Here is a 10,590-nt window from a genome sequence, read left to right as displayed (position 1 = left end):
CGATTGTCCTTGGCAGTTACCCCACAGTCTGAGGCTTTGCCGGGGAGCAGGTGCTCGATTCGCTCCCACTGATCATCGCGTAACTTCAACCGACTCATGGCCCACCAAAATCTATGAATACTAAATCAGTTTAAACGAAACTAATGATTGTTAACACACCCTAGCTGAACGAGACGGCCCGTCCGAGCCTCAAATTCCCCGGCGCCGTGTCAGACTGCTGTCAGGATAGCAGGCTACAGTAACCGTATGTCTCAGCCCCAGAGGATCATAACCATGAAAACTCTATGGCAAACAACCGCGACGCTTTGCGCACTGCTCATCGCGAACATCGTCCAGGCAAGCCATGGCTGCAAGGATCCGGTAGCCGATTGGCAACCGCGCGATGCCTTGCGCCAACAGCTCGAAGATAAAGGCTGGGAAGTGCGCCGTATCAAGGTTGATGACGGCTGCTACGAAGCCAAAGGCTTCGACCGGCACGGCAATAAAGTCGAGGCCGACTATATGCCTTCATCGCTGCGCCTGCGCGAACTGGAAATAAAGTTCAAAGAAGACGCCGTCATACCCGACGGCCTCTACAGCGGCGGCATCGATAACGCCAACACGGAGAAAGACACAGAAAAAAGGCAGAGAAGAACCCGCCATGAAAGTGTCACAGGCAAGGGACACAAATGATCTGGAAGAATTGGTCTCACCCTACCCGGATGCCTCTACACATACTCAGGAATGCCAAGGTTAATCTTGGCCGATCGGGCTAATCGCTGATAGGGACGACCAGACAGGTAACGTCAGCGTGCGACGCAAAACGGGGAGAAGAAAGTAAACAGACACGCGAAAAACCGTGGTCAGGAGACGACGATGTAACAGAAGACAGAGTAGTTAACTTCGCAATCGAAGGGGATCGATTGAATACCGCGGTGGCTGGCTCCCCGAGCAGGATTCGAACCTGCGACCCAATGATTAACAGTCATTTGCTCTACCGGCTGAGCTATCGGGGAATCGTGCAGCGCGTGCGATGTGTCTGGCTCCCCGAGCAGGATTCGAACCTGCGACCCAATGATTAACAGTCATTTGCTCTACCGGCTGAGCTATCGGGGATCCGCTGAAACACGCTGCGTAGTATACCCGTCACGCACGGCGAGTCAAGTACGGTTTTGCCGGATGCTAGCAGAGCCCCGCCCGTATCCGTATAATGTGCCCAGGCACAAAACGCGGCGGCGCCGCGCCACCATTCATCCTCGTCCCTTGACGACCCATAGATCACAGGTACCGATGGCGAAGAAGCTTTTCATCAAAACGCACGGCTGCCAAATGAACGAGTACGACTCGGCGCGCATGGCGGACATGCTCGGCGAGTCGCACCAGCTTGAGCTCACCGACAGCGAGCAGGATGCCGACGTCATTTTGCTCAATACCTGCTCGATCCGGGAAAAGGCCCAGGAAAAGGTGTTTCACCAGCTGGGACGCTGGAAAAAACTCAAGCAGGCCAATCCCAATCTGGTGATTGGCGTAGGCGGCTGCGTGGCCAGCCAGGAAGGCGAGGCCCTGCGCAAGCGCGCCCCCCAGGTCGACATGGTATTCGGCCCCCAGACCCTGCACCGGGTGCCCGGCATGCTCGACAAGCACCGCGACAACCAGATCGCCGCGGTGGACGTCACCTTTCCCGAAATCGAGAAGTTCGATCACCTGCCCAAGCCCCACGCCGACGGCGCCACGGCCTTTGTCTCGATCATGGAAGGCTGCTCCAAGTACTGCAGCTTCTGCGTGGTGCCCTACACCCGGGGCGAAGAAGTCTCGCGTCCGTTCGATGCGGTCATCGACGAAGTCATGCACCTGGCCGACCAGGGCGTGCGCGAAATCAACCTGCTGGGCCAGAACGTCAACGCCTACCGCGGTGAAGATGACCTGGGCGATGAAATCGACCTGGCCGAGCTGATCGCAAGCGTGGCAGCCATCGACGGCATCGACCGCATCCGCTTCACCACCTCGCACCCGGTGGAATTCAGCGACAGCCTGATCGAGGCGTTTGCCGAGATTCCCGAGCTGGTGAGCCACCTGCACCTGCCGGTGCAGTCCGGCGCCAACAACATCCTTGCCGCCATGAAGCGCGGGCATACCGCGGAAGAGTACATCGACAAGATGGAGCGCATCCGCGCCAACCGCCCGGATATCAGCTTCTCTTCGGACTTCATCATCGGCTTTCCCGGCGAAACCGAGCAGGACTTCACCGACACCATGGAGCTGATCGGGCGCATCGGCTTTGATCACTCCTTCAGCTTTGTCTACTCCGCTCGCCCGGGCACCCCTGCCGCCTCCCTACCGGACGAAACGCCGGAAAGCGTGAAGAAGGAACGCCTGGCCATTCTCCAGCAGCGCATTCTGCAGCAGGCCGGCCAGATCAGCCGGCGGATGGTCGGCACCACCCAGCGGATTCTGGTGTCGGGCTTTTCGCCCAAGGACCCCGGCGAGCTCTCCGGGCGCACCGAGAACAACCGCGTGGTCAACTTCCGCGCCGCCAACCCCACCGAGCTGATCGGCTATTTCGTCGACGTCGACGTCGTCGAGGCGCTGCCCAACTCGCTGCGCGGCGAGCTGGCCTCACCCGAACGCTACTGATCCGGCCTCGCGCCTCCCCTGCCCCGGCATAATTGCCCCGACACCGTTCGGGGCAGTAAGCTGGGGTCACATTTAACAACCGACGGGTTTTCCTCTCTTGAGCCAGCCATCATCTCAGGCCAACCGCATCATCACCCTAAGCCTCGAACCCAACGATCCCCAGCGGCTCGCGAGCCTTTGCGGCCAGCAGGATGAGCATCTGAAGCTGATCGAAAGCCGCCTGGACATCACCCTGCGCAATCGCGGCAACGTCTTTCAGCTGGCCGGTGCCGCCAACCGCATCAAGGCGGCGGCCAACGTGCTCGAGCACCTCTATCGCGAGACCGCCTCTCACGAGCTGGAAGCCGATACGGTGCACCTGTTCCTGCAGGAATCCGGCCTCGAGGCGCTGGCAGAAGAAGACGCCGGCGATCCCGACGATGACGTCGTGATCCGCACGCCGCGCACCGTGATCAAGCCGCGCGGCGCCAATCAGCAGCGCTACGTCGCAAGCGTGCGCGAACACGACATCAACTTCGGCATCGGCCCGGCGGGTACGGGCAAGACCTATCTTGCCGTAGCCGCCGCGGTGGAAGCGCTCAACCAGCAGGAAGTGCGCCGCATTCTGCTGGTGCGCCCGGCGGTGGAAGCCGGGGAAAAACTCGGCTTTCTACCGGGCGATCTCGCCCAGAAGATCGACCCCTACCTGCGCCCGCTGTACGACGCGCTCTACGAGATGATCGGCTTTGAGCAGGTCGCCAAGCTCATCGAGCGCCAGATCATCGAGATCGCGCCGCTGGCCTACATGCGCGGGCGCACGCTGAACAACGCCTACATCATTCTGGATGAAAGTCAGAACACCACGCCCGAGCAGATGAAGATGTTCCTCACCCGGATCGGCTTTGGCTCCACCGCGGTGATCACCGGCGACGTGACCCAGGTCGACCTGCCCAAGGGCCAGCGCTCGGGGCTGATTCAGGTGCTCGACGTGCTCAAGGAAACCCCCGGCATCGGCACCACCCACTTTGCCGCCAAGGACGTCGTCCGCCACCCGCTGGTACAGCGCATTATCGAGGCCTACGACGAGTTCGAGTCCCGGGAAGAAGCCGAGGAGCGCAGGCGCCACGAACAGCGCAAGCAGGAGCGCGAGGAACGCCTCCGGGCCCGCGACGGCTCCTTATGAGCCAGCCCCAACGCAGTGTCCCCTCGCCCGGCGCCGTCATCGACCGCCAGGTCGCGGTCACGGCCCCCGCAGACGCCGCGCTTCCCGGCCAGCCGGCCCTTGCGCGCTGGGCCGGCGGCGTGCTGGCGCACCACCCGGACAGCCCCGGCAACGAGCTCACCGTGCGCTTTGTCACGGCGGAGGAAAGTCAGTCGCTCAACCGCGACTACCGCGGCCGGGACAAGCCCACCAACGTGCTCTCGTTTCCGTTCGAGGCGCCGCCCGGGATTCATCTGGGGCTCTTGGGGGATCTGGTCATCTGCCACGCCGTGGTAGCCGACGAAGCGCACGCCCAGCGCAAGGCGCTCGCCGATCACTATGCCCATATGGTGGTACATGGCACCCTGCACCTGCTGGGGTATGATCATGTTGACGACGATGAAGCCGACGTCATGGAGCAGCTGGAGCGCGAGATACTCGCAGGGTTCGGTATTGCCGACCCCTACGCCGCCGGCTGACGTCATGCCATCGCCCCTGTCGCACGGCCCCCGTGCGATATCATCCAACGCGATACCACAAGGGAACCCGCGCATGAGCGACGACCGATCGAGCACGTCAACGTCCAAAAACTGGATGGGCAAGCTCTTTGGCGCCTTTTCCGGAGACGGCGACGACCTGCATTCACGCGACGAGCTGATGGCTTTCCTGCGCGATACCGCAGGGCGGCTCAAGCTGGACCAGGACGCCCTGACGATCATCGAAGGCGCCCTGCATATCAGCGACCAGCAGGTGCGCGAAATACTCATTCCGCGCTCCCGGGTGGTGGCCATCACCCTCGACCAGCCGGTAGAGGGCTATCTGCCGCTGATCGAGGAAACCGGCCATTCGCGCTACCCGGTCATCGGCGACAACCTCGACGACGTCAAGGGGGTGCTGCTGGCCAAGGATCTGCTGCCGCTGCTCTCGCGCCCCCAGCAGCAGCGCGACACCTTCAAGCTCGACGAGGTGCTGCGCCCGGCCATGTTCGTGCCCGAGTCCAAACGGCTGAACAGCCTGCTCAAGGAGTTTCGCGACACCCACAACCACATGGCCGTGGTCGTCGACGAATACGGCGGCACCGCCGGCATCATCACCATCGAGGATATTCTTGAGCAGATCGTCGGCGATATCGAGGACGAGCACGACACCGACGAAGACGACGATATCCGCCCGCTCGACGACGGCCGCTTTGCGGTGCGCGCGCTGACCCCCATCGACGACTTCAACGCGCGCTTTGACACCGGCTTCAGCGACGACGAGTTCGATACCCTGGGCGGACTGGTGATGCAGCAGTTCGGCCACCTGCCCCGGCGCGGCGAACAGACCTGCATTGGCGGCTACTGCTTTACCGTGCTCAACGCCGACAACCGCCGCATCCGCCTGATCGAAGTCGCGCCCGACCCGGGCGATACCCCCGCCTCTCCCGACGCCTGACCGGCGTTTGCACAGGATACCGCTTGATGAAGGACCCCCTTGTTAGCCGTCACCCGCTGGCCCTTTACGGCCAGCTTGTGGCTGCGCTGATCGCCGGCGTGTTCACCACCCTGACCGCTTCGCCGTTTTACCTCTGGTGGCTGGCCCCCGTGGCCATCGCGCTGGTGTACACCGGCCTCTACCGCCTGACGCCTTTCCAGGCGGCGCTCAAGGGGTGGCTCTACGGCGTGGGACTCTTTGCCAGCGGCACGTCCTGGGTCTACGTCTCGATCCACGACTACGGCTATACCGGCGTGCCGCTGGCGGTGTTTCTCACCGCGCTGTTCGTCGCCGTGCTGGCGCTGTTCTTTGCCGCGACGCTGTGGCTTTACCGGCGGTTTTTCACGCCGCGGCTGGCGTTTTTAAGCTTTGCCGGCATCTGGGTGCTGGGCGAGGTGCTGCGCACCTACCTGTTTACCGGCTTTCCCTGGCTGCTGCTGGGCTCAAGCCACGTGGACTCGCCGCTTGCAGGCTTTGCCCCGGTGGGCGGGGTTTACCTCCTCTCGCTGCTGGTCGCTCTCAGCGGCACTCTGCTGGCCGAGCTCGCGCTCTACCGCCGCGTCTGGGCGGTAGCGCCCCTTGCCGCCATCTGGCTTGTGCCGCTCGCCCTGCCCGGCCAGTGGACGCACCGGGCCGACGCCGAGCCCACCCGGGTTGCCCTTCTTCAGGGCAACCTTTCCCAGCTGACCAAGTGGACGGCCGAAGGCCAGCGCGAAGCCGCCAACACCTACGCCAGGCTGACCCGGCAAGTCGAGGATGACGTCGATCTGATCCTGTGGCCGGAAACCGCGCTGCCCATGGCCGAGGGCGACGCCCGGGCCGTGCTTTCCCGGGTGCAGGCCAACCTGGCGCCGGATACCGCGCTGATGACCGGCATCGTCCAGCGCAACGAGGCCGGGCAGTACTTCAACAGCGTGGTCGGGGTGGGCGACGTTAAGGGCAGCTACCAGAAAGAACACCTGGTCCCCTTTGGCGAATACCTGCCGCTGGAAAGCGTGCTACGCGGCACCATCGACTTTTTTGACCTGCCGATGTCGACCTTTGCCTCCGGCGCCAGCGAGCAGGCGCCCATGCGCGCCGCGGGGACGGCGCTGGGCAACGCCATCTGCTACGAAATCATCTATCCCCAGCTGGTCGCCGAGCGCGCCCGGCACAGCGACGCGCTGATTACCGTCTCCAACGACACCTGGTTCGGCGGCTCCATCGGCCCCCACCAGCACCTGCAGATGGCGCGGCTGCGCGCCCGGGAAAACGGCCGCTACGTGCTGCGCGCTACCAGCAACGGCATTACCGCCATCATCAACCCTCAGGGCAAGGTCGAAGCCCGGGCGCCACAGTTTGAAACCGCCAGCCTCACCGGCGAATTTTACGCCATGGAAGGGCTTACGCCCTTTACCCGGCTCGGCAGCTGGCCGGCCTGGCTGCTGGCCGGCGCGCTGGTGATACCGGGCCTTGTGCGCCGGCGTCGGGCGCCCGCCGGTCCGGACAGCTCGCGGCGCTAGCCCACCTCGCCGTTCTGGCCGCGCTGACGCAGCCAGTGATCCATCAGCACAAGCGCCAGCATGGCCTCGGCAATGGGCGTGGCGCGGATGCCCACGCAGGGGTCGTGGCGGCCCTTGGTCACCACCTCGACGGCCTCGCCCTGGACGTTCACCGAGCGCCCGGGGGTGGTAATGCTGGAGGTGGGCTTCAGCGCCAGCCGGGCCACCACCGGCTGGCCGCTGGAAATACCGCCCAGCACGCCGCCGGCGTTGTTGGTCAAAAAGCCGTCGCCCGGAGTCATTTCATCGCGGTGTTCGCTGCCGCGCTGGCTGACCGCCGCAAATCCCGCGCCGATTTCGACCCCCTTCACCGCGTTGATGCCCATCAGGGCGTGGGCGATGTCGGCATCCAGGCGGTCAAACACCGGCTCGCCCAGGCCCACCGGCACGCCTTCGGCGATCACGGTAATTTCCGCGCCCGCGGAATCCTGATCCCGGCGCAGCTGATCCATAAACGCCTCAAGCTCGGGCACGCGCTCGGCATCGGGGCAGAAAAACGCGTTCTGCTCCACGGCGTCCCAGTCGTTGAAGGCAATCTCCAGCGGCCCAAGCCTGCTCATGTAGCCGCGGATCACCACGCCCCGGGCGGCCAGGTATTTCTTGGCGATGGCGCCGGCGGCCACGCGCATGGCGGTTTCCCGGGCGCTTGAGCGTCCGCCGCCGCGGTAGTCCCGGCGGCCGTACTTGTGGTGATAGGTGTAGTCGGCGTGGGCCGGACGGAACTGGTCCTTGATCTTCGAGTAGTCCTTTGAGCGCTGGTCGGTGTTTTCGATCAAAAGGCCGATGGGCGTGCCGGTGGTTTCGCCTTCGAACACGCCGGAAAGGATCCGCACCCGGTCGGCTTCCCGGCGCTGGGTGGTATGGCGCGAGCTGCCCGGCCGGCGGCGGTCAAGGTCGCGCTGCAAATCCTCCTCGCACAGCGGTGTCCCCGGCGGGCAGCCGTCGATAATGGCGCCAAGGGCCTCGCCGTGGCTTTCGCCGAAGGTGGTCACGGTAAACAGTTTGCCAAAGGTATTGCCTGACATGGGCGTTATGTCCTCACGCGAAAGACGCCGCACGGGCGTCGAGTTCAGCGGCGGAGAGCGCAAACACGCCCTGCCCGCCGCGCTCGAATTCCAGCCACATGAAGGGCACGTCGGGAAAGGCCGCTTCCAGGTGGCGATCAGAGTTGCCGACTTCCACGATCAGCCAGCCGTCGTCGGTCAGATAGCCGCGCGCCTCGCGCAGCATGCGCCGAACGATGTCCAGGCCGTCGCGGCCTGCCCCCAGCGCAAGCGCAGGCTCGTGGCGAAACTCCGCCGGCATGGTGGCCAGATCCCAGGCATCGACGTAGGGCGGGTTGGCGACGATCAGCTCGAAGCGCTGCCCGGCCAGGCCGTCAAAGACGTCGGCTTCCACCGCGCGAACCCGGTCGCCGACGTCGTGGCGGGTGATGTTTTCCTTCGCCACCGCCAGCGCTTCCCGGCTGAGATCGGTCAGCGTTACTTCGCAGGTCGGCAGATACTGCGCGGTGGCGATGCCGATGCAGCCCGAGCCGGTACACAGGTCCAGTACCCGGGCCGGCGGCTCGTCGCCAAAAAAGGCGCTGAAACCGTCTTCGATGAGCTCGGCAATCGGCGAGCGCGGGATCAGCACGCGCTCGTCGACGTTGAACGCCAGGCCGGCGAAAAACGCCTCGCCCAGCAGATAGGCCAGCGGCTCGCGGCGGGTGATTCGCTTGCGTGCCAGCGCCACGATGCGCGCTCGCTCCACGGGCAGTAGCGTGGCGTCGAGCACCGCCGGGTCCACGTCCCAGGGCAGATGCAGCGCGCCAAGCGTCAGCGCCACGGCTTCGTCCCAGGCGGAGTCCGTACCGTGGCCGTAGTAGAGCCCGGCCAGATGAAACTCACTGGTCACCCAGCGCACGCAGTCGCGCAGCCGGGGCAGCCCGGCGGCAAGCGCGGCGTCGGACTGGGCAAGCGTCGAGGCGAAGCGGGGCGTATGGCGGGCAGCAGAGGGCAGGCGGGTCACGATGACTCCTCGGGCGGTCAAGATGGCGATAGCATTAGCGCGCGGCAAAGCGTTGATTGTACCTTTCGCGCCGGCCGGTTCACAGCGGCGCCTGTCACGCTATACTGTGCCCCTTGCGAGACATTTTCCTGCGATTTGCCCTTTGGACGCCGAGCCTGCCATGAACCGCCGCCGCCACCTGCCCGACGACGACCCGCCTCATGACGATGACTTCAACGCCTTTCGCCAGGCGCTCGAAGCCGCCGGGGTGCGACGCCTGAACACCAACCGCGCGGATACCGGCAAACCCAAACCGGCGATTGCCGACAAGGCGGCGCGGCGCAAGGCAGCGGTCGAGAGCCAGACGCTGAACGCCACCGGGCGCACCTCGGACGGCCGGGTCGAGGCCGTGCGCCCCTCGGAATATCTGGAATTCTCGCTGCCGGACCTGCCCTGGCGCACCCTGAGCCAGCTGAAGCGCGGCCGGACGGCCTGGCAGGCGGGGCTTGATCTGCACGGCTATACCCTGGAAGAGGCCCGCCTGGAGCTTGAAAGCTTCCTGCGCGACGCCTCTGCCCGGGGGCTGCGCTGCGTGATCGTGGTTCACGGCAAGGCCTGGGGCGCCACCGCGGACTTTCCCGTACTCAAAAGCCACACCAACGCCTGGCTGCGAGAGTGGCCCGGCGTGCTGGCGTTCTGCTCGGCGACGGACGCCGACGGCGGCACCGGCGCCCTTTACGTGCTGCTGAAAAAGCCCGGCCGCGGCTAGTCGCCGCCGACCGGCGGGTCGTCGGCGCAGGGCAGCTGCGCGCGGGCGTCGCTGCTTAGATGATGCTTCAGGGCGTCGTCGCCCAGGTGGCGTCCCAGCCGGATCAGATCCTCCGCGCGGTGAAACTCGTAGGCGCTGCACACGGTCTTGGGCACGTCGATCAGCACGTCGGGCGGGTAGCCGGCAATCTTGTACTTGGCAAGCGCGGCCTGGGTAATGTCGAAGGATTCAAGGATCATGTCCAGCTTGCCCCATTCGCGCTTGCCCCGCGCCTCGGCATCGTCGTCGCTCCTCTCGCCGCCGAGGCTGCCAAGCCCCTGCCACAGGCGGCGGGTCGCTGCGCGCACCTCGCCCACCCAGCGGCTGACCACCTGGGCATTTTCGCTCATGTCCACCACCCGCTCGGCGGGTCTTTCCGGCAGCATCTCTTCGAGCGTGACCGCCCGGGCGCTATGGGCCGTGGCGTTGACCGCCACCACGATATCCGCTTCGTGGGCGGCCAGCACCGGCATCAGCGGCAGCGGATTGAGCAGGCCGCCGTCCACCAGCACCTGATCGCCCAGGTTCACCGGCGTAATCACCCCGGGCACGGCAATGGAGGCGCGAATGGCGCGAAGCAGCGGGCCGTTCTGAAACCACACCTCGCGCTGGCGTATCAGGTCGGTGGCCACCGTGGTCACCGGAATCGGCAGCTCTTCCAGGCGGATGCCGTGGATCATGGCGTCCAGCTTGTCCATTACCTTGTCGGCGCGCATGGCACCCATGGGGCTCCAGGTCACGTCCACCAGCCGCAGCACGTCCAGGTAGTCCAGCTGGCTCACCCACTTGCGATACTCGGGCAGCTTGCCCGCGGCGTAGATGCCGCCGACCAGCGCCCCCATCGAGCAGCCGGCGATGGAGACGATCTCAAACCCCCGGGCTTCCAGGGCGTCGATCACGCCGATGTGGGCATAGCCCCGGGCCCCGCCGCTGCCCAGCACCAGCGCCACCTTGCACCGGCTGGCCTTCGCTTGTTCGCTCATGAC

10 protein-coding genes, 2 tRNA genes and 1 pseudogene are annotated in these 10,590 nt (G+C 65.0%); 7 read left to right on the top strand and 6 right to left on the bottom strand.

The window, feature by feature from the left end; all coding sequences use genetic code 11:
* Nucleotides 1-98, bottom strand: a pseudogene (locus tag RS027_RS04155) (IS5/IS1182 family transposase); the annotation flags it as partial.
* 175 nt (nt 99-273) lie between these two features.
* Here RS027_RS04155 and RS027_RS04150 point away from each other — a divergent pair.
* Nucleotides 274-672 (top strand): PepSY domain-containing protein, encoded by a 399-nt coding sequence (locus tag RS027_RS04150; protein ID WP_311950635.1) that lies wholly within the window; start codon nt 274-276, stop codon nt 670-672.
* Between the two features lie 247 nt (nt 673-919).
* Here the strand turns inward: RS027_RS04150 and RS027_RS04145 are convergent.
* Both RS027_RS04145 and RS027_RS04140 read right to left on the bottom strand, forming a co-directional pair.
* Nucleotides 920-995, bottom strand: a tRNA-Asn gene (locus RS027_RS04145).
* Nucleotides 996-1,019: 24 nt separating this feature from the next.
* Nucleotides 1,020-1,095 (bottom strand) — tRNA-Asn (locus RS027_RS04140).
* Here RS027_RS04140 and miaB point away from each other — a divergent pair.
* The 5 genes from miaB to lnt all read left to right on the top strand — a co-directional run bounded on the left by miaB (nt 1,054) and on the right by lnt (nt 6,768).
* Entirely contained in the window at nt 1,054-2,613 is a 1,560-nt protein-coding gene (gene miaB / locus RS027_RS04135; protein WP_311954660.1) for a tRNA (N6-isopentenyl adenosine(37)-C2)-methylthiotransferase MiaB, read from the top strand. The genes RS027_RS04140 and miaB overlap by 42 nt on opposite strands.
* 97 nt (nt 2,614-2,710) lie before the next feature.
* On the top strand, nt 2,711-3,775 hold the full coding sequence (locus RS027_RS04130) for a PhoH family protein (protein ID WP_311954643.1): 1,065 nt from the start codon (nt 2,711-2,713) through the stop codon (nt 3,773-3,775).
* Nucleotides 3,772-4,272 (top strand): rRNA maturation RNase YbeY, encoded by a 501-nt coding sequence (gene ybeY / locus RS027_RS04125; RefSeq protein WP_311954639.1) that lies wholly within the window; start codon nt 3,772-3,774, stop codon nt 4,270-4,272. The genes RS027_RS04130 and ybeY overlap by 4 nt, the downstream gene beginning before the upstream one ends.
* Before the next feature lie 73 nt (nt 4,273-4,345).
* Nucleotides 4,346-5,227 (top strand): CorC family transporter, encoded by an 882-nt coding sequence (locus RS027_RS04120; RefSeq protein ID WP_311954636.1) that lies wholly within the window; start codon nt 4,346-4,348, stop codon nt 5,225-5,227.
* A 26-nt stretch (nt 5,228-5,253) separates the two neighbouring features.
* Nucleotides 5,254-6,768 carry an apolipoprotein N-acyltransferase gene (lnt, locus tag RS027_RS04115; protein ID WP_311954633.1) on the top strand — a complete coding sequence of 505 codons (1,515 nt, stop codon included), beginning with the start codon at nt 5,254-5,256 and terminating at the stop codon, nt 6,766-6,768.
* Here lnt and aroC read toward each other — a convergent pair.
* Nucleotides 6,765-7,832 carry a chorismate synthase gene (gene aroC / locus RS027_RS04110; RefSeq protein WP_311954631.1) on the bottom strand — a complete coding sequence of 356 codons (1,068 nt, stop codon included), beginning with the start codon at nt 7,830-7,832 and terminating at the stop codon, nt 6,765-6,767. The genes lnt and aroC overlap by 4 nt on opposite strands.
* Before the next feature lie 13 nt (nt 7,833-7,845).
* Nucleotides 7,846-8,808 (bottom strand): 50S ribosomal protein L3 N(5)-glutamine methyltransferase, encoded by a 963-nt coding sequence (gene prmB / locus RS027_RS04105; RefSeq protein ID WP_311954656.1) that lies wholly within the window; start codon nt 8,806-8,808, stop codon nt 7,846-7,848.
* A 169-nt stretch (nt 8,809-8,977) separates the two neighbouring features.
* Here prmB and RS027_RS04100 point away from each other — a divergent pair, with 169 nt between their 5' ends.
* Nucleotides 8,978-9,565: a Smr/MutS family protein gene (locus RS027_RS04100; protein WP_311954628.1), complete on the top strand. Its 588-nt coding sequence runs from the start codon at nt 8,978-8,980 to the stop codon at nt 9,563-9,565.
* Here RS027_RS04100 and RS027_RS04095 read toward each other — a convergent pair.
* Entirely contained in the window at nt 9,562-10,587 is a 1,026-nt protein-coding gene (locus tag RS027_RS04095) for a patatin-like phospholipase family protein (RefSeq protein ID WP_311954626.1), read from the bottom strand. The genes RS027_RS04100 and RS027_RS04095 overlap by 4 nt on opposite strands.
* Between the last annotated feature and the right edge of the window lie 3 nt (nt 10,588-10,590).

The organism is Halomonas garicola (assembly GCF_031935715.1).
GTDB classification, from domain to species: domain Bacteria; phylum Pseudomonadota; class Gammaproteobacteria; order Pseudomonadales; family Halomonadaceae; genus Vreelandella; species Vreelandella garicola.
This window is presented reverse-complemented; position numbering and strand designations above follow the sequence as displayed.